Genomic DNA, 19,796 nt, shown 5'->3' with positions numbered 1-19,796 from the left:
TATTAGGGTGCAAAGATAGAGAAATTTATAACTAAAACGATATAGCTATGAAACAATTATTATTAATTCTTGCGTTTTTACTTCCGCTTTGCGCTTATCCCCAGTTAAAAGAACCGTTTAATGGACCGGAGATTACATCGGATAACCCTTGGACGGGTGATTTAGATTGCTTTGTGATTGAGAACGGATGGCTGGTCTCACGTGCGGATCCTACCCGGAAAAGTGTTTCCATAGAAACTCCTCTCGTTTATTCCGCTACAATGGAATGGGAATTTGAGATTCGGATGGATTTCAAACCAAGCGATCAAAACCATATCCGGCTACATGTTTATTTAGATGATCAGAGGATGCTTGGATTAAAAAACGATTATTATGTCCAAATCGGCAGTAATAAGAAAACGATAACTTTTCGGAAACATACCGCAACGGAGAAGAATCCAAAGATCTTAATAGAGAAAGCGCTCGATGTCTTGTTGGGAGCCGTGGATTTGAAAGTGAAACTTACATTAGAAAATCATAAGATATGGAACTTATATGTGCTAGAGAAGGGTAGGTTTGTCTTGATAGGTAGTTGTGAGTCTGAAGTTTCTTCTTCATGTAAAGGGGGACAACTACGTTTTGAATGCCGCTATTCTAAAACTCGAGTAAATGATTTTGCGTGTAACTACATCATTATATCCGATAATATCTCGATAGAACCAGAGAAGCCGGATACTCCCGAAGAGCCAGAAGAACCCAATGAGCCCGATGAGCCGTTGGTTTTTCCGCGGCTTCTTGCTATCCAACCGATCACCGAGTCTGTTTTCCAATTACAATATAATCTTCCGGTGGATATCCGTGAGGCGATATTCTCTATATCGGGTATCGGTAATGCCTCTCGTATGACCTATGCGGATGATATGCGGATCCATGTGAATATCAGCTTTGATAAGGAGTTGAAGGTTGGTATGGGTTATGATTTGTTGTGCTCGGGGTTAATGGATCTTGAGGGAAATAAGATTCCGGAGAGTTCTACCGAGATTCGGTTAGAATATGAAGAAGAGCCCGACGCTCCGGAGGAACCAGAAGTGCCGGATGCTCCTTCTTTCCCCGCCGGTAGTATCCGTATTAATGAGGTGATGGCTGATCCGAAAGGACAAAAGGCTTTTCCGGAAACGGAGTATGTGGAACTTTATAATACGACGGATAAGGCTATAGAGTTAAATGGTTGGTCATTCTTATATGGTAGTAAGCCAACGGTATTGACAGCTTTGCTTTTGGATGCGGATGGATATATCGTGCTTTATCGGTCTGGTAGGGATATACATATTGACGATTCGGGACAAGATATGCCCTTGGATAAATTCCCGGCGTCCTTGGCGAACACGGGGAAGGAGCTTGCGTTATTCGATCCTTCCGGTAAGGAGATCGACCGGATTGCCTATGAGAAAGCGAAAGCCGGTATCGCTTGGGAACGTTCTGAAATCGGTTTTTATTTATCAACGGATGAGCGAGGAGGCACGCCGGGTTCCGCAAACTCTTCTCCTGACGATGAACCAGAAGATCCAGATCGTCCGGACACTCCCCATAAACCGGGTATCCCCACGGACATTATAGTCTTACCCAATGAGATCGTTTTTAATGAGTTGTTGTCGAATCCTTACCCGGAAGGGAGTGAGTATATCGAGCTTTATAATCGTTCGGACCGGACATTGTCTTTGGCTGGACTGTCTGTTGCTACCCGCAAATCCGATGGTACATTGAGTACGCATTATCCTTTATCTTCTATAGTCTCTCTGGTAGAACCACAAGATTATGCGTTGCTGACTAAAAGTATAGAAGGAGTGAGCGATTTTTATCTGATATCTTCGCCGGATGCTTTGCATGAATTAAAACTTCCGGTCTTGGCAAATACCTCCGCTACGCTAGTCCTGTTTCGTACAGAAGATGAGGTTATGATCGATGAGATTCGTTATTCCTCTAAATGGCATGCCCCATCCGTGAAAAACGAGAAGGGGATTGCCTTGGAGCGGATTAATCCTGATAGCGATACGCAGGATGAGATGAATTGGACCTCGGCTTCGGCCACGGCGGGATACGGTACGCCCGGCTATCGGAATTCCCAATATGGAAAGCAAGATGAAGGCGAGGTCACGGGCATAGAGTCTCCCGTTTATTCTGAGGCAACGAAGGAATATACGATCTCCTACCATCTTGATGAATCCGGCTATACCTGTCGAGCCTGGATATTTGATATCTCCGGAAGGCATATCAGTGAGGTGGTAAATCATGACTTATTAGGGATAGAAGGTGAATTGGCTTGGAACGGCCTTGCGGTGAATGGTTCCAAGGTGAGAACCGGCGTTTATATTTTCTATGCGGAACTTGTTCATCCTCAAGGACAGATAAAACGATATAAGGAAGTGTTTTTAGTGAAATAAGTTCATTTGTGAAATAATATTAGTATTTTTGCTATGAGTAACTATAACGGTAACATTGAAAAAAGAAAAGCGGCTCAGGATTTAATGAAGAACAGAAGAGAAAATACTTCAAAGTATTTCTTCGATTTGTCAAAATTAACTTTTGCCGCTCTTGTATTGGGAGTAGGAAGCGCATTATTAAACCGCTGGGAGGATACGAGAGATATCATGCTGTGACCTCCTATATTCTGGTATTCTTTATTTACTGGAATGTTTATCGCTACAGTATTTGCTTTGATTGGGTATAAATTATTAAAATAGAGAAATATGTTATTAGCAGTATTCTTTACGGTTATTTCTATAATGGCGGCAGGTTTCTTGATATTCCTGTATACCCCTCGTGGTAAACGCTGGCTAAGAGATGAGTTTTAATCATTGATATACATCTTTATACCACTCAAGATCCTTGTACCACTCATTTAGTTTGGGCAAGGCTTCTTGGGGGACGTAAATGGATAAACCGCTGAATTTGTTGATTGATAAAGGAGTTCCTGACGGATAAGGGTAGGAGTAAAAACTCTTTGGAGTGGCCGCTTTATACGTAATAACCTTATCTAGGGCTTGCTTGAATTTGGCATATTGTTCTGCCGTAGCCAGCCGACTTATATAATCGTCAAAATCATATAAGGCATGATAATTATGGGTTAAATATTCCATTATCTGCAAGTCTTTCACGGGCACGGCGAAAAGATCCGTTTCCGTCTTATCTTTGAATATCGCACGACTGATAGTGGCAAGTTCATCTAACGCTGAGCTTTTTATGACGGAGATTGTGGCGTATGGATATATGCCATTCTTATAATGTTCATAAAATTGGGTGGCTATCCCCACCACGTCCGCATCTTTCTTGAACATATCCCCCATTATCGATTGATAAGGGAAGCCGTTCGCCAATATCTCCGTTGGCGAGCCGATAATATAATCCGCGCATCCCCGGAAAGCGTAAGCTACCTCGGCACACGACATATAACAAGCGTCGAACAAAATAAAATCAAAATGATACTTCGATAAAGCGGAGGCCAAATCATTGATCTCCATGAAATTATTCTTCCCATCCTGCCCGAAAGAACGCAGATAGCTATAGATATCCGAAGGTAGCCATCCCGTTCCGTGACTCCACAGCACCAACCCGTAACTATCCGCCGGATATTCCTTTTGTACCTTGTCGATTATTTGCGTCAGCGTCTCGGTAGAGGCCGAGTTCTGGTTCGAGTCGTAGGTCTCGAGCACGATCTGCCGGATGGTATCCGCTTCCAGCTTTAATTGAAAAAGCTGGGGAGCCTCGTTCTGCTTATCCGTATAGATCAACAAATTGCCGTTGTTCAATCCATCTCGCTCAATCCCTTCCTTTATCGCCCTCAGGTTTTGGCTCACGTATCCACTCAAGCTATTATCCCCCGCGAAATAGATAAGAACCGTACGAGGGGCGGTAGTAGGGATAACGACCTCCTCTTTATCGCAAGCGACAAACGAAAGGAGTGACAGGAAAAAAATCACGATATATTTAGCCTTCATGAGTCATATTCTGGATTTATTTTACAAAGGTATTACAATTTCTTGATATACGGAAGAATGAGGAAGATGATTTATCCTTACTTTCCACTCTACTATTTTATATATGAGAGTGTAATTTGCTAAGCTACTTCCGGTATTATCTGTTGAATATCTCGTGCTTTGTTCAACAAAACCATTTGCGGCAGTTATCATCATTATTATAGGAGCTATGGAATCAATCGGAGCTGTTCTATTGATTAATTTTGTAATCGTTTTGAGATTTCTCCGCAGTGCGTTTCACTTCATTGATTTCATTGATGAGCTGTTCGGTAGTAGGCAGGTAGAGTTGGTATTTGCTTGCGAGAATAGTCTGATTGTTTTCGGGCAAAGCCAACTTCACCGCCGTATCGTTTTTGTCGGTGCAGAGAAGAATACCGATAGTAGGGTTCTCATCCTCCGTCTTCACATAGCGGTCGTAGTAATTGACATACATCTGCAACTGTCCAAGGTCTTGGTGCGTGAGTTTCTGCGTTTTCAGTTCAATCACCACAAACGAGCGCAGCAGGCGGTTGTAGAACACAAGGTCGGCGAAGTATTCGTCATCTTCCACAAGTAGTCGCTTCTGCCTTGCCACGAAAGAGAAGCCCTTGCCCATTTCAAGCAGAAAATCTGCAATGTGCGAGATAATAGCACTCTCCAAATCTCGCTCATAATAAGAAGCACGGCGTTCCAATCCGAGGAACTCCAATACCATTGGATCTTTGATAATCTCCGTGGGCGATTCGGGAATTCGTTGGTTTTGCGCCACGGCAAGCACCGCCTCCTTGTCGTTACTAAGCAACAGACGCTCGTAGAGCAGGGAATTGATTTGCCGTTCCAGCTCACGTTTAGTCCAGCCGTTGTTCACCGCCTCCAATTGGTAGTATTTGCGTTTATCTGTGTCGGGTATGGCTATTAGCAACTTGTATTGCGACCAGTTCAATTGCGAACACACTGTATTCGCAATCGGGTAAGTACGGTAAAACTGACGGCACATTTCGAGCTGACGCACCGAAAATCCGCTACCATAGTCGGGCGTGATGCGCTTCGAGAGGTTCTTGATAAGGTAAGAGCCATAGTCGGCACGCTCTTTGCCCTGCTGCTCTTTCTCGAAAATGCGCTTGCCGATGTTCCAATACATTTGCACCCGACAGAGGTCCACACTCCGCACGGCATTGGCACGTGCGCTATCTATTATCTGTTTTATTTCGCCCACGAACCCGTCTAAGGAATTTACCATTTCATTCTTCATATCATCCATTGCAAAGAACCGATTTAAATTCGTTTAATGCCTGCAAGTCAAACTCGCTAACCGTGAGGTTGCCAATCATCAAAGCCAACTGCGATGAAGCTAACTCGTTTACTTTTAATTACTACAAGAACATTTAGTGACTTCTGTAGACAAAGATAACGTTTTTCATTTGAAATCATGGATATTATATAAGTTAACGTACAAATGAACTGATAAATAATATTTATATTTGTACGGTTTTGCCTCTTAAATAAACAAACCTAATGAACCGGGAGATATGAATAAACTATATTTACTGTTAGTATTTCTTTTGTCAACCTTTATGGATATTCAAGGACAGGTCGTGGCCGTGAAGACCAATGTGCTTTATGACGCGATCACTACGCCGAACGTAGGGGCGGAGGTCGCGTTCAACAAGCATTGGTCGGTTGAGGCATCGGGGTATTATAACGGTTGGACATTTTCGAGCGATAAGTCCTTTAAGCATTGGATGATACAACCAGAGGCGCGTTACTGGATACACGAGCGTTTCAACGGACATTTCTTCGGGGTTCATGCCCAGTATATGGATTACGATTTCGCCGGTTTGAAGCTCCTGTATGGGATGGAGAAAAAGAATAGTTATAACGGTAATGCTTATGGCGGCGGTATCTCTTATGGTTATCAGTTATACGTGTCGCCCCGTTGGAACGTGGAGTTCACGGCGGGTTTCGGATACTTGCATTTCGAATATGATAAGTACGCTTTTCCTAGAGGAGATGCGCCTATCGGCAAGTTCCGCAACGAGTATTGGGGATTAACAAAGGCGGGTATCAGTATCGTTTACATCATCAAATAAAGAGATAAATCTATGAAGACATTCATTTATATATGCTTGCTTGTGATCGGCCTTGTTCTTCCGGCAGGAGCGCAGGTACCTATACAATCTTACCGGGGGCAAGTCTCCTTGAAGCAAAACCGCATCGAGCGGGAGGGCAACTCCTTGCGTCTAGACCTAACGATCAGTGTCTGCGGACTCTCCGTGGGACGATATCAAACCCTGTCCTTGATGCCGATGTTGCGTAGCGACAGAGATTCCGTAGTCATGGCCCCGGTAGTACTAAACGGGGCAAACAAGCAAAAAATGTACGACCGTACCTTAGTTTTCGAAGGCAAGAAAGCCGCCGATGGCGACACTTATACGGTAATCAAGAACACCCCGGAACTGATCCGGGAAATCCCCTATGAACTATCCATTCCATACCACCCATGGATGAAGAACGCCGCTCTGATCTTGGTTGGGGAGTTGGATAATTATGAAGGTGCGCCATTACGAACATTCGTAAACGTATTGACAGAACATTTGGACATTCCGTAAAATAGTTTTTAACGCATTCCGTTATCTTGCAAGTACTGTCGAATAAGCGTAGGCGGTAGACTTGGGTATGGGCTTGTGCCTGCAATGTGTTCTGTATCTTTCGCTATGTTTCAGTGTTGAAAAATAGGTCGATGCCATATTCGTACATTTCTTGTACTTCTGTGTCACTGGCTCTTTTCACGAAAGTTTCCCCATTCCTGAAGTCAACTAGGTAAATGGCAAGTTTGTCACTCGGTAATTCCAGAAAGTCGTTAACCACATAAGGACTGTGTGTCGTTATAAAAAACTGGTTTCTGTCCGATTGGATAATATCCTGCGTTACCTTTGATATGAAAGGAGGGTATGAGTGGGCTTCCGGTTCTTCAAAAACTAATGCGGACTCACTGTTACTTTCAATAGCCGCTTTGTAGAAAATCATACGCTGCAGGGTATCGGCTATGGAATGAAATGGAATTAAAAATATCTCTCCCGGTTTCTTTTCTTTTATTACTTTAATCTCCTGGCTATTGGTATCGAAGACATATTTCAAGCCATAGTCGTTGAAAATAGTTCTTAATTCTTCTTTCAACTTGGGCATCATGGAAACAATATTCATCAAATTGCTTCCTCCCGGAGGTAATAGGAAAGGGATCGGTAATTTCTCCTTATCGAATGCTGGTGGATAGAGATAGCATTTGAAAGGATTTGCAGGTTTTCATATTTTCGGATTATGTTAAAGATTCCATATTCTGAAAAACAATCTATCCATGTGTATGTTTTCTTTTAAAGAATATGAATCAATAATTTGATTATCATGAAGATTTTAATAATAGTTACTAGCACAGGGACTTTTGCCAATGGGAAACTCGCGACCGGATTATGGCTTAGTGAGTTTACTCATATCTATCATAGTGCAAAAGAAAGCGGCTATGACATAACGGTAGCCAATCCGAAAGGAGGTTATATTCCCATTGATCCCGAAAGTTTAAAACCAATTTTTTTAGATGAAATGTCCGAAAAGTATTGGGAAAAGCCAGAATTCAAAAAGCTGTTGGATCATGCAAACAGTTTGGATAACCTGTTGGAACAACAGTTTGATTGTGTCTATTTAGCCGGCGGACACGGTGCGATGTATGACTTTCCTGATAATGAAGCTTTAAAGACTATCGTAAGGAAACAGGATGAAAGTGGGAGGATAGTGTCGGCCATCTGCCACGGGGTCAGTGGGTTGTTGAATGTCAAACTATCCAATGGCGAATATATGATTAAAGGCAAAAAGCTGACGGGATTCAGTTGGTTTGAGGAAAGTCTTGCCAGAAGAAAAGAAGACGTGCCTTTTGATCTTGAAGCGTTGTTGAAAGAGAGAGGAGCGGATTATGAAAAAGCATTGATACCTATGACTTCAAAAGTAGTTGTAGATAATAATCTGATTACTGGGCAGGACCCGTTCAGTTCTAAAGAAATGGCGAAGGTCGTTATGCGGCAATTAAATAAAGCACGATAATAAATGGCTGAAGTAATCAGCTGGGAATAAATGTTTAATTCAAATCAGTATCATTATGAATTTAGATGAAGTCCTTCATCATCGTCGTTCTGTACGGGTGTATGATAAAGAAAAACCAATAGATACGGAAAAGGTAAAACATTGTTTGGAACTGGCTACATTGGCTCCTAACAGTTCTGATATGCAATTATGGGAATTTTACCATATTACAGAACCTGAATTATTGGCAAAAATTTCAAGGGACAGCCTTGGTCAGAAAGCGGCTTCTACCGCTTCACAAATTGTCATTTTTGTGGTTCGGCGTGACTGGTACAAGAAACATGCGCGATTCGTACTCAATTTTGAACGGGAGAACATTCGTCATTACAGTCCTAAAGAACGTCAGGCCAAACGTATTAAGGATCGGGAAATATATTACGGTATATTGATGCCCTTTGTTTATGCCCGGTTCTTCGGTATTCTCGGATTGCTCAGGAAATTGTTGGCTAATATAATCAGTATTTTCCGTCCTATGATGCTTGAAGTTTCCGAGAATGACATACGTGTGACAGCCCATAAATCTTGTGCGCTTGCCGCACAAACGTTTATGATTGCGATGGCAAACGAAGGCTATGACACGTGCCCCTTAGAAGGGCTGGACAGCCGTCGGCTAAAAAGGACATTGAAACTACCTCATGGTGCTGAAATAAACATGGCTATTCCTTGTGGGATACGGGATGGAAATAAAGGCATTTGGGGAGAACGTTGCAGAGTACCTTTTGAAGATGTTTATCGTAAACTTTAAGGCCTCCTTTTTTAAGGCTGGAATTTTCACTCACAAATAAAAAGTACAAATATCAAGTATAAGTGGTAGATGTTGTAGATGTTCGCATGAGCCGTTAATTCCCTATCTCGCAAAAATAAGTGACTTGTATCCATTGGCCATTCTGAAAGTGGATAAGTTGAAGGACGGCTCGATGGCTGTTGATGGTGAGGTTGGCGGTAATCTGCTCCGTGGTGAATGAGTGGTGAGCGTATTTGGCAGTGTGGTTGATGATCTTGTTGGCATACGTCTCTTTTCCTTCCTTTTCCCACGTGAAGATAGCGCGATCGAAATCTAGCGTGAAACGATCATGGAAGGTGTTTCCTTTCCATGTCTGACCCAAGGGCTTGATGCCTTGTGGAGTATCAACGCATTCTGTTATCCGGCAAGTGTTGTCGGATAAATGTAGGTGATAGACTTGGGCATGGGCTTGCGTGGCAAGCAGGAGCCATAGCGACAAGACGGGTAACAGGAGGATCGTCTTCATTTAATGGATAAGGGCAACCTGTCTCCATCGGTTGCCGGGCTAAAAATACAGAAGCGTGGAAACTATTGATATTACCGTATTGAGGCTCTGGACGGCCCTATCCATGTAATAAACAATAGCCCACGCCATGCTGTTATATCGTCCAGAGCAATTACTGGTAAATATACCACCGACGTGAGCGTTTATTGTCTATTATCCATGGATATGAAATTGTCCAGATTTCAATACGGGATAATATCTTTAAACGCTCTTCGTTAACTTATGCCCTCCTTCAGTGACCTACGCTTAGATATGAGGGATTATCGCAAATATAGGAAGAATAATTGATATCCGTATGCTATGTGGGGAGAAGTTTCCTCGCAGATTGACATTTTGACAAAATGTAAACGGAAGTCCGTGAGAGTCGATTATTTCGGGCGGATGTACGTCTCGCTTCCAAATACGCAAGAAAAAAATAGCAATTGTTTAGTAGACAGACAGATGTTGGAAAATGGCCTTTTATTCTAGCGAAATTAATTCATCGTAACTCATGGTTTGCCGGGTGTTTGGGCTATTCCATAAGGTTACGATAGGGTTATAATAAGGTTATAACGCCTTTCTCATTAGGTTATAACCCTATTCTTAGCTGCTTACGATGCCCAACGTGACCATATGTGTCGCCTAACGCGGCCTTTCGCGTTGGCTTTCGCGACCTATTGTGTGTGAAAAGGGGGGCTTTCGAGGAGAAAAAGGGCACTAATGGCTATCTCCTTCTCGTTGTTTTGTGGTTCTTGCGAGAAGGGGATGTCACGATATATGGCTTATATTGCTCAAAAAAACAGAATAACACCTGTTTCGCTAACAGAATGTATTTTTCGCCATAGGGCGCTAAATACGTACGTTCTTAAATACCAATCTCACCAGAACCTTCCGGGCCTTCTGTCCAAGGATTGATGGAGGCACCTACGTTGATGTCTTCGGCTTGTATGGTGAAGGTATATTTCTGCTTCTTGCCGGCGATGAATGCTTGGGAGGGATGAACCTCGTAGGTATGGTCGCTGATGGAGAAACGGAACGTGGGAGCCTCGCCGGGCCAGAGCAGGTAGTTTGTCGATACGGTAGCCTCGGCGGGAGTGATGGTAATCGGTGCGGCGAGCGGAATTGGATAGTCCGCCACCGTATTCGAGGCGGTTAACCGGCCGGTCTGGATATTCATGTGGATGGATGACGGGTAATTTACTAACTCCACTTTTTGCAAGATTAGGGGTTCCTTGATATCATCGGCTTTCTTTATGACGATCGTGATGGCGGATAATTGGTGGTTGAAGGTGAGGGCGACGGTGGCGGTGGCGGTTGAGCTGTTGGTGTCGGTCTCTACGTCCATCTTTCCCTTGTTTAGGATCGGGGTAGCATACATGATATCGATCTGGTCTTTTAGGTCGTAGCTAGCTTCGGAATTACTCAGCGAGGCTTGATACGGATAGTAAGCGTAGAAATCGATGACCGTATCGGAGGCTACCGGGAAATGAGCGTCCATATCGGAGGTATAGGCCGTACCGTCTGTCGTGGTATAGGCTTGGTTGGTTAGGTCGGGACGTGGGGTGAGGGGGGCGGTTTGGCCTAGCTTATGGCCCCATCCGTATATCCCAATCGGCAGGTCGGTCGGCATGGTAGACTCGGTATGTATCGCTTTCGATTCCAACCTGTAGGGGGAGGCGCTGAAAAGGATAACGGTGGGTGTCTGTTGGGAAGGCACGGAATTATCATCGTTAGTGCAGCTATTTAGCGAGAGTCCCATAAGGAGGGATACGGTGATCAGTTGTTTTGTGTATCGCATATTTTGTGTTATATCTTTTCGTTTGATTTAGTCGATTGATAGATGGATATGGTACGGGTTTGGGCCCGATGCCTTGGTTTGGGAGGCGGTAGCGGTAGAGTCCGTAGGAGTCTCCGGGATCTCGCCTCCGTTGTTTACCTCTTCGTTCGGTGTAGCGTTATCATCTACGGGAACTTCGGGAGAGGTTATTTCCGGTATATTCCGGTTGATCGTTATATCGTATTGATAATTAACCCCGGCTTCCCAAGTCCGCGGTTCATCGGAAAGGGCGACGTGGAACACGTTGCTTTCATCGTTTCCGAAAGTTAATATCATTTCGTTCGCTTTTTGGGGGAACAGGAGGAATTGGCCGGGGATTGAATTATCTCCGTTGCTTAATGTCGTGTTGGTGTCTAAAGTATAGGTTGTTTGTCCTGCGATGTCGCTTAATTGACCGTGCCATATATCTAGGGTGGCGCTTTGTGGGGCGACAATTTGTACTTTGGTTAGAGGGAGGTCTATAGTGACTCCTGTATTTTTTATGATGTTTATTGTTATTTGGGTAAGTAAGTGGTGGAACTCAAATACTAATACGGAGGACTTCTTTGACTGATTCAGTAAAGAGGCGTACATGAGGTCGTATTGATCGACGGTGTTGTCTTTGAGGGTGACGGTGGTATATTGGGTATTTCCATAATCAGAACCTATTGTAGGAAATGATAGAAAAGGATAGATTGCAAAAAAGTCAAGTTGTTCTTTATCTGGGAAATAATATGTATTATTATATTCAATATCACCATTGAAATTAGAAATACCTTTAATATTGTCAAATAAAATTGGTTCCCATAGATTTATTGTCGTGTTTTCTGGATGTTGTATTGAGAATATGCTGATATTAGATCCTTTAGGTAATTTGTTATTCTCTATGATTCCTTGGCTTTTTGTGGATACATTTATACATGATGATGAGAATTTGATAGGTGTAGAATGTTCATATTCATACATTAATCCTTCATTATTACAACTATTCAGTTGTAATAATAAAATGATGTATACAATGTATGAATAAATAGTTCTCATTATATAAATGTTTTTTAGCGAAAGAGGTTCAAGCCTCTTTCGCTATAAGTTTTATTATTTTACTGTAGCATTGCCGTTTGTACCGCCATCTGCCCAAGCTGTAATTGATGATGTTAATTCAATATTAGAACTTGTTAATGTAATTGTCAAAGTAGTCATTTTACTTTCCTTGAAGCTTAGTGAACCAAAAGAAGTAGTAGAAAGAGTTTGACCGTCAATCGTCAATGACAAATTTGTTATTGAGGCTTCTGGGATAACAATAGGAGACCAATCTGTATAAATATCTCCATCTGCATTTTCAATAATTGTATATGTGCTTGCTTTAGTTATTGTGACTGGGCTTGCACTTGTCGCATCTCCTGTTTGGGCTACCATATCAAAAACTTTTGAGCCTTTATCTAGGCTTACTGATATATTCGTTAACTTAGCCTCTCCAGTGTAAGATGCGTCTTTTTTGAATACAAATTTGATTTTTGAAAGCATATGTTTAAAACCAATGTTAGCAGGAGAAGGTGCAGTACCTTCATACTCACTAGTTAGTTCAAGCTTTCCCATCAATAGGTCTGTTGTTTCTCCAGTAGTCGGAACAGTAACGGTGATCTTTTCTGCATTACTACCAGAAGCAGCTGTCCTTTTGTAATTTGCATTAGTATCGTCAGCTATTCTTGGATAATATGCATAAAATTGATGTTTTGAACCACGTTTCCAAAACATCGTTTTATTTTCAGTAGCTGTTTCGGAAAGTTTATTATCTGAGCCAACAGTAAAAGATACATTATCTTTACTTGGCGTACCTAAACTTGCTCCTGTCGGTACTTCTCCTAAATACATTGTTATCCCCATTATCTCACCTACGTCAAAAGCTTCAGCTGTTTCTCCTGGTGCAGCTTTTGTCTGTACCCCCAATATTGAACTCCCAAATTCAATAGGAGTAGGTTCATTCTGGTTCACTTGTGGTTGATCCGGATTCTCAATCTCATTTGTACAGCTAACCATGGCTGCCATGGCCAACATACTAATCATTAACTTTTTCATTTTACCCTAATTTAAGTTGTTACTATTTGTATATCATTTTAATCTTATTCGATTGTGGTCTCTTCGCCGGGACCTACTTCCCAGTTCGTGAGGCGGATCGTGAATTTCGGGCTCTTCTCAACCGTGGCATTTATAGTCACGTTGACATGAGGAGTGTCTATTTCATTTAATTTGTCCTCTAAGTCGGCGGTAGCGGAAACCATGCTACCGTCGCTTAGGGTAAAATTTATTGTCACTTGATTCGTGACAGGTTTTTGTTCTTCTTCCTTAGGGAGGGCGGTACCTAATATGATCAGATCGCCGTTTACTCCTTTATCGGAGGTTTCCATATCGAACTCTACATTTGTGGATGCCTCGGTCACTACCTTGCGTTTACTCAAGTTTAATGAGGTGGATACGCCCGATAATGAACCTTTGCAAGTCTTTATCTCCTCCGGTTTGTCTACCTGTACCGTAAAGGTTACGTGGCGGACCAACGGAGTCAGTACCAAAGTGCCCGACTTGTCTTGCCCCGGTGTGATCTCCAATGAATCGACGACAAACCCATACAACGGGGTTATGCCTTGCGATGCCTGTCCGGTGGCCTTCGTCTGGAGGATATAAGCCTCCGCTTCGTCGAACCTTGACATATTACGAAAGTCGATATTCTTCGCGTCGTAATTAAAAACCAGTATTTTATAGGTGGCCGGCGGTAAGAACAACATCATGCTATTTGCGTCCCCATCCGTCTGTATCATAGGCCCTCCCTCCGAAGGGTAAATACAATATCGAAGTTTCTCGGGAGCCGGAAAGCCGGGTATCACGCTATCCCAACGAAGGGTGTAGGTGATGAAACCGGTACTCTCTTTTTTCGGTTCGTCAGATCTCTCGCAACTGCATTCTATCACTAAACTCGTAATAAATAGAATGGCGATCGTGATCTTTAAGATAATACTTGTCTTATTGTACCTATACATTTTATTTTTCTTTGAAAATCAATTATGATTGACCTTCTGGACGCAAATGTATAGGTAATGCTAAAGGGGAGAATTGTTATTTTTGTCCAAAGAGTTGCAAAAGTTGAGAAGTTTTAAAAAAATCATTGAATATTATGTATTTTCATCTTTTAGAGAACGAATAGAGCGGGGAGATTGGCCGAAATTAGCCCTGCAGAAGTGCGAGAAGTTAGAAAGCGATTCAAAACCATACTTGTAACAAATCTCGGATATGGAAAGCTCGGTCATGATAAGGTCGTTGTGGATGTCTTGGCATTTGCGCTTCAGCATCCATTGATAAGCGGGCTCTCCGAACGTATCCTTGAAGATACGGCGGAAGGTGGGTACACTGTAGCCTCCCAATTGAGCGAAGGTCTCCACGTCTTTCGCCTTTTGGTAGTTCTGCATCACGAAATACTGGAAACTGTGGCTATACCGGTAAATCGGGGCGTAAAAGGCGGCTAGCTCCTTGATGGGGTAGTAGCAGTTCAGCAAGTAGACCATCTCCGATCGTTTGGCTTGCATCAGTCCGGAGCATCTTAAATCATCGTTGAGGTAGAGCTTCATGCCCTCGATGAAGAGTTGTATCGGCGGGATCATCGTCATGACGATGGGCTGCTGGCGTTCGTTCTCCACGATGGAGATGCCTTTATTGAAACGGTTGTCGCATATGTTTTGCGGACGCTCGAAGAGATAGATGATACATTCGGTGTAGTCGAGTACCTTGCACTCCACTTTCGAGCCGATCGGTTGCAATACGAACTGTCCGCCCCGGAACGTAGTGTCCGGGTGCTCCTCGCTGTTCAGCCAGATCTCTCCCTTGACTAGGAAAAAGACCATGTTCTGCATGCATCTTGTCTGAGGGATCACGTACCCTTTCGGATAAAGACGATACTTGAATATGTCCCTCTGGTAGAAACTACAAGAGGAACAGTCGGTATATTTGGTGCAGCGATGGTCGGTTAACATATATTGTTGTCTTTATAATTTTACTTTCTTTGTCTTGCCCTCGCTCTCGTTGTGAAAGCGATCTACGGCGGTCACTACATAGCGGTATTTTACCTTACCTTTCTCGTAAGGCATCAAGTAGCCGGTTTCCCGGGTGATAGCCACGATCTTCGAGGGATCGCTCGTGTCTATCGGCTCCTTGTCGTTAAAGCGATAGACCACGAAATAGGAGGCTAGCTCCGGATTCGTGGGGCTTTGCTCCGCTTGCCAATGTAACAAGAAGCCTTTAGGTGTCCATTCGGTCTTTAGCTTGCTTACGTCTTTTGGCGGACGGTTATGCATATGGGTATAGGCCGGGATAAGGGCCGGGTAACGGTGGTAGTTCCGTTTCAGGCTGTCGGCTACGCCCTTGTTGTTCCATAGAATCTCATTGGCGGGCCAGAAACAATTGCCACTCACGTGAGGCAAGGCACGCTCGTAACGCATCTTGCGGGTTAATTGGTCCGCTTTCATGGTGCGGGCCACGTCTTGCCCGATATATAAATGACCTCCGTTGGCGTTTTTGTCCCACCATTTGATAAGCGTGATGTAATCCGCCGCCGGGTGTCCGATCTCCCAATAGATCTGGGGGATGTTATAATCGATCCAACCTTGCTGTACCCAATAGGTGATATCGGCGTAGAGGTCGTCGTAGTTTTGCAGGCCGTTGGTATTGCTACCCGATCCGTCTGCGGTGCTTTTCTTGTTGCGGTAGATGCCGAAGGGACTGATACCGAAGCGTACCCAAGGCTTGGTGAGCAAGATGGTACGTTTCAATTCCCGGATCAGGGTATTCACGTTCTCCCGGCGCCAATCGTTCCTTTGCGCCTCGCTGTATCCTTTTCGCAAGCCGTATTTGCGGAAGCTGTTATCATCTGGGAAAGGCATACCCGCTACGGGATAGGGATAGAAATAATCGTCCATATGGATAGCGTCCACGTCGTAACGGCCGACGATATCACGCACTACCCGGCAAATAAACTGACGGCTTTCCGGCAATCCCGGGTCGAAAAGGATTTGTTTATTATAAGTGACAAACCACTCGGGATGCTTGTGATAGATGTGGGAATCGGCGAAACGGGTGTTTCCCGCCGTGCTCGCCCGGTAAGGATTCAACCAAGCGTGAAACTCCATGTTCCGTTTATGGCATTCTTGGATTAGGAAGGCCATCGGGTCGAACTCACCTGCTGGGGCTACGCCCTGCTCTCCGGTGAAGAAGCGGCTCCACGGCTCGATATCGGATTTATAGAAAGCGTCCGCCTCGGGGCGCACCTGAAAGATGATGGCGTTGATGCCGCATGCTTGCAGGTAATTAAGCTTGCGGATGAAGTCTTTTTTCATCCGGGCGGGAGTCATATCCTTGTATTCGCCTTGAAAAGCGGTCTGTATCCATGCTCCCCTAAACTCTCGCTTGGCCTCCTTGCCCGTACTCGTAGCCGGACGAGGCTTCTCGCGAACCGTAGAACATGAGGTTATCGCACAAAAGAGAATCGCTATTAAGAAGCGAAAATATTTAATGTACATGGGTGCCTTGCTGTGTTTGTCTATGAAATTTTCAACAAATGTAGAAGATTCCCTGTAAATATGAAATATTTCACCCTTGTTATTTTATTTACTTGGCAGTAGAGACGAGGCACACCCTGTCTAACTGTGTGAATTAGTTCGATGAAGATAGGGCAGAATCGGTTAGTTTTGGCTATCTTTGCGTTAAAGAAAAAGATAAAGGTAATATGTCTGAGAGCAATTCGATTTTCATCAAGGGGGCACGTGTCAACAACTTGAAAAATATAGATGTAGAGATTCCGAGGGACAAGCTGGTGGTGATAACCGGGCTGTCGGGGAGTGGAAAATCATCGTTGGCGTTCGATACCCTTTATGCGGAGGGACAGCGCCGGTATGTAGAGAGTTTATCCGCTTACGCCCGCCAGTTCTTGGGAAGGATGAGTAAGCCGGAATGCGACTATATTAAGGGAATACCGCCCGCTATCGCTATCGAGCAGAAGGTGAATACCCGTAATCCGCGTTCCACAGTCGGTACATCCACCGAGATTTATGAGTATTTACGCTTGTTATATGCTCGCGTCGGGAAGACGATATCGCCGGTTTCCGGCACCGAGGTGAAAAAACATCAGGTGAGCGATATTATCAAGGAGGTCATGCGATACCCAGAGGGGACTCGTTTTGCCGTATTCGCCCCGGTTGTCTTGCCGGAAGGCCGGGATATGAAGGAGCAGCTGGAGATCTTGCGGAAAGAAGGATATGCCCGTCTGTCGGTGAATGATACGGTATATCGTATCTCGGAGGTACTGGCGAGCGAGGAGTTGCTGTCTTACCCGATCGAGTTGTTGGTGGACCGCCTGACGGTATCGGACGATAAGACCTTGAAAAGCCGTTTGGCAGACTCGGCCGAGACCGCTTTCTTTGAGGGCCATGGTACCTGTTTGATCCGTATTTATACGGAGGAAGGGGTAGTCGTGAAGGAATTCTCGAAGAGGTTCGAGGCGGATGGCATGATATTCGAGGAGCCTACCGATATGATGTTTAGCTTTAATAATCCGTTGGGCGCTTGTCCGACTTGTGAGGGGTTCGGTAAGGTGCTGGGTATCGATGAGAATCTGGTGGTGCCTGATAAAAGCTTGTCTGTCTACCAAGGAGCCGTGGTTTGCTGGAAAGGTGAGGTGATGGGGGAATGGCTGAAAGACTTTATCGTGAAGAGCGAGAAATATAACTTCCCGATCCACCGTCCGTATTACGACCTGACACAGAAAGAGAAGGATCTGTTGTGGCATGGGGCGAGAGGCTTACACGGTATCGACGATTTCTTTAAGTTCGTGGAAGAGAATCTTTATAAGATACAATACCGGGTGATGCAAGCCCGCTATCGGGGAAAGACGACTTGCCCGGTTTGTAAGGGGAGCCGCTTGAGACCGGAAGCGCTGTATGTGCAAGTGGGCGGTAAGAATATCGCCGAGCTGGTGACGATGCCGGTTTCGGAGGCAAAGGCTTTCTTTGATCAACTGGAACTGGACGAGACGGATGCGGCGATCGCTAAACGTTTGCTCACGGAAATCAATAATCGCTTGCAATTCCTGTTGGATGTGGGGTTGGGTTATCTGGCTTTAGATCGCCTCTCGGCCTCTTTATCCGGAGGAGAGAGCCAACGTATCAATCTGGCTACCTCGTTGGGTAGTAGCTTGGTGGGTTCGTTGTATATTTTGGATGAGCCGAGTATCGGTCTGCATTCCCGGGATACGGATTTGTTGATCAAGGTATTGCGACAGTTGCAAGCCTTGAGGAATACCGTGGTCGTGGTGGAGCATGATGAGGAGATTATCCGTGCGGCGGATTATATCATCGATATCGGTCCGAAAGCAGGGCGTTTGGGGGGCGAGGTCGTTTATCAAGGCGATGTGAATAACCTCCGGAAATGTACCGATAGCCACACGGTACGTTATTTGACGGGAGAGGATCAGATCGAGATCCCGCCTTATCGGCGTCCGTGGAATAATTATATAGAAGTGACAGGGGCTCGGAAGAATAACTTAAAGGGTGTGGACGTGAAGTTTCCTTTGAACGTGATGACGGTGGTTACCGGTGTGAGCGGTTCGGGTAAAAGCTCCTTGGTTCGTGATATCTTCTACGAGGGCGTGAAACGTCATTTGGATGATGCCGCCCGCCTGACCGTGGATTGCTCCGGTATCAGTGGAGATTTGAATATGATTCAGGCGATCGAGTTCGTAGACCAGAACTCGATCGGAAAGAGTTCTCGCTCGAACCCCGTGACGTATATCGGTGCTTACGACGAGATCCGTAAACTATTCGGCGAGCAGCCCCTAGCGAAACAGATGGGATATAACGCCGCCTATTTCTCCTTTAATAAAGAAGGAGGTCGCTGCGAGGAATGTAAGGGCGAGGGCAAGATCACGGTAGAGATGCAGTTTATGGCGGATATCACCTTGGAATGCGAGGCTTGCCACGGTAAACGCTTCAAGCAGGATGTATTGGATGTAGAGTATCAAGGCGCTAACATATACGATGTATTGGAAATGACCGTGAATCAAGCGATCGAGTTCTTCGAGAAAGGTTCCGGCTCCCAAGAGAAGAAGATTGTGAAACGCTTGAAACCGCTGCAAGACGTAGGTTTGGGCTATATCAAGCTGGGACAGACTTCCTCCACTTTATCCGGTGGTGAGAATCAACGTGTGAAACTGGCTTATTACTTAGGCCAAGAGAAGCAGCAACCTACCTTGTTCGTTTTCGACGAGCCTACGACCGGTTTACATTTTCATGATATCAAGACTTTGTTGAAAGCTTTCAATGCCTTGATCGAGAAAGGTCACTCCGTGGTAATTATCGAGCATAATATGGATGTGATCAAATGCGCGGATTATGTGATCGATTTAGGACCGGAAGGCGGAAAGGCCGGCGGGCAGTTGGTTTGTGCCGGTACACCGGAGGAGATCGCGGCTTGCGAGGCATCCTATACCGGAAGGTTTTTAAGGGATAAGTTATAAAGAGACGATATAAAAAGACAAATGTAAATAGCTCCTGC

17 protein-coding genes are annotated in these 19,796 nt (G+C 44.5%); 7 read left to right on the top strand and 10 right to left on the bottom strand.

Translation table 11 applies throughout. From position 1 onward, the window contains the following. The first annotated feature begins 47 nt into the window (after positions 1-47). Both DWX84_RS08425 and DWX84_RS08420 read left to right on the top strand, forming a co-directional pair. Positions 48-2,420, top strand: coding sequence for a lamin tail domain-containing protein (locus tag DWX84_RS08425; RefSeq protein ID WP_122377485.1), 2,373 nt, complete (start codon positions 48-50; stop codon positions 2,418-2,420). A gap of 33 nt (positions 2,421-2,453) precedes the next feature. Beyond that, positions 2,454-2,636, top strand: a complete 183-nt coding sequence (locus DWX84_RS08420) for a hypothetical protein (RefSeq protein WP_036616268.1) — start codon at positions 2,454-2,456, stop codon at positions 2,634-2,636. A 195-nt stretch (positions 2,637-2,831) separates the two neighbouring features. On the opposite strand, the gene DWX84_RS08415 is transcribed toward DWX84_RS08420, so the two are convergent. Then, a complete protein-coding gene (locus tag DWX84_RS08415) occupies positions 2,832-3,974 on the bottom strand; it encodes a clostripain-related cysteine peptidase (RefSeq protein ID WP_122377484.1) in 1,143 nt (380 codons plus the stop codon). Positions 3,975-4,203: 229 nt separating this feature from the next. Further along, entirely contained in the window at positions 4,204-5,253 is a 1,050-nt protein-coding gene (locus tag DWX84_RS08410; RefSeq protein WP_197735325.1) for a YhcG family protein, read from the bottom strand. Positions 5,254-5,521: 268 nt separating this feature from the next. Between DWX84_RS08410 and DWX84_RS08405 the strand changes: the two genes are divergently transcribed. Together DWX84_RS08405 and DWX84_RS08400 are read left to right on the top strand one after the other, a co-directional pair. Beyond that, positions 5,522-6,082: a DUF3575 domain-containing protein gene (locus DWX84_RS08405; RefSeq protein ID WP_005863367.1), complete on the top strand. Its 561-nt coding sequence runs from the start codon at positions 5,522-5,524 to the stop codon at positions 6,080-6,082. 12 nt (positions 6,083-6,094) lie between these two features. Further along, positions 6,095-6,601 (top strand): DUF3868 domain-containing protein, encoded by a 507-nt coding sequence (locus tag DWX84_RS08400; protein ID WP_121961179.1) that lies wholly within the window; start codon positions 6,095-6,097, stop codon positions 6,599-6,601. A gap of 103 nt (positions 6,602-6,704) precedes the next feature. Here the strand turns inward: DWX84_RS08400 and DWX84_RS08395 are convergent, their stop codons facing one another. Beyond that, positions 6,705-7,232, bottom strand: a complete 528-nt coding sequence (locus DWX84_RS08395; RefSeq protein ID WP_333559155.1) for an AAA family ATPase — start codon at positions 7,230-7,232, stop codon at positions 6,705-6,707. Between the two features lie 162 nt (positions 7,233-7,394). Here DWX84_RS08395 and DWX84_RS08390 point away from each other — a divergent pair, with 162 nt between their 5' ends. Next, positions 7,395-8,084: a type 1 glutamine amidotransferase domain-containing protein gene (locus tag DWX84_RS08390; RefSeq protein ID WP_121961177.1), complete on the top strand. Its 690-nt coding sequence runs from the start codon at positions 7,395-7,397 to the stop codon at positions 8,082-8,084. Positions 8,085-8,139: 55 nt separating this feature from the next. Further along, positions 8,140-8,868, top strand: coding sequence for a nitroreductase family protein (locus DWX84_RS08385; RefSeq protein ID WP_121961176.1), 729 nt, complete (start codon positions 8,140-8,142; stop codon positions 8,866-8,868). A 94-nt stretch (positions 8,869-8,962) separates the two neighbouring features. Here the strand turns inward: DWX84_RS08385 and DWX84_RS08380 are convergent, their stop codons facing one another. The 7 genes from DWX84_RS08380 to DWX84_RS08350 all read right to left on the bottom strand — a co-directional run bounded on the left by DWX84_RS08380 (position 8,963) and on the right by DWX84_RS08350 (position 16,768). After that, the gene (locus DWX84_RS08380) at positions 8,963-9,373 is read right to left on the bottom strand and encodes a hypothetical protein (RefSeq protein ID WP_008779076.1); all 411 of its coding nucleotides are present in this window, start codon (positions 9,371-9,373) and stop codon (positions 8,963-8,965) included. An 883-nt stretch (positions 9,374-10,256) separates the two neighbouring features. After that, complete coding sequence (locus DWX84_RS08375) at positions 10,257-11,189, bottom strand: fimbrillin family protein (RefSeq protein ID WP_008779077.1); 933 nt, start codon at positions 11,187-11,189, stop codon at positions 10,257-10,259. A gap of 27 nt (positions 11,190-11,216) precedes the next feature. Further along, complete coding sequence (locus DWX84_RS08370) at positions 11,217-12,173, bottom strand: fimbrillin family protein (RefSeq protein ID WP_229055257.1); 957 nt, start codon at positions 12,171-12,173, stop codon at positions 11,217-11,219. A gap of 129 nt (positions 12,174-12,302) precedes the next feature. Next, the gene (locus DWX84_RS08365; protein ID WP_008779079.1) at positions 12,303-13,283 is read right to left on the bottom strand and encodes a fimbrillin family protein; all 981 of its coding nucleotides are present in this window, start codon (positions 13,281-13,283) and stop codon (positions 12,303-12,305) included. Positions 13,284-13,327: 44 nt separating this feature from the next. After that, complete coding sequence (locus DWX84_RS08360; RefSeq protein ID WP_121961174.1) at positions 13,328-14,239, bottom strand: DUF5119 domain-containing protein; 912 nt, start codon at positions 14,237-14,239, stop codon at positions 13,328-13,330. A 132-nt stretch (positions 14,240-14,371) separates the two neighbouring features. Continuing rightward, positions 14,372-15,226, bottom strand: a complete 855-nt coding sequence (locus DWX84_RS08355) for a helix-turn-helix transcriptional regulator (RefSeq protein ID WP_121961173.1) — start codon at positions 15,224-15,226, stop codon at positions 14,372-14,374. Positions 15,227-15,238: 12 nt separating this feature from the next. Next, positions 15,239-16,768: a glycoside hydrolase family 10 protein gene (locus DWX84_RS08350; RefSeq protein WP_121961172.1), complete on the bottom strand. Its 1,530-nt coding sequence runs from the start codon at positions 16,766-16,768 to the stop codon at positions 15,239-15,241. A 206-nt stretch (positions 16,769-16,974) separates the two neighbouring features. Between DWX84_RS08350 and uvrA the strand changes: the two genes are divergently transcribed. Then, positions 16,975-19,758, top strand: a complete 2,784-nt coding sequence (gene uvrA / locus DWX84_RS08345; RefSeq protein WP_122377483.1) for an excinuclease ABC subunit UvrA — start codon at positions 16,975-16,977, stop codon at positions 19,756-19,758. Positions 19,759-19,796: the final 38 nt, after the last annotated feature.

Source organism: Parabacteroides sp. AF21-43 (genome assembly GCF_003635435.1).
Classification (GTDB): Bacteria; Bacteroidota; Bacteroidia; order Bacteroidales; family Tannerellaceae; genus Parabacteroides; species Parabacteroides distasonis.
The sequence above is the reverse complement of the archived record's forward strand: the minus strand, read 5'-3'. Positions and strand labels throughout refer to the sequence as shown.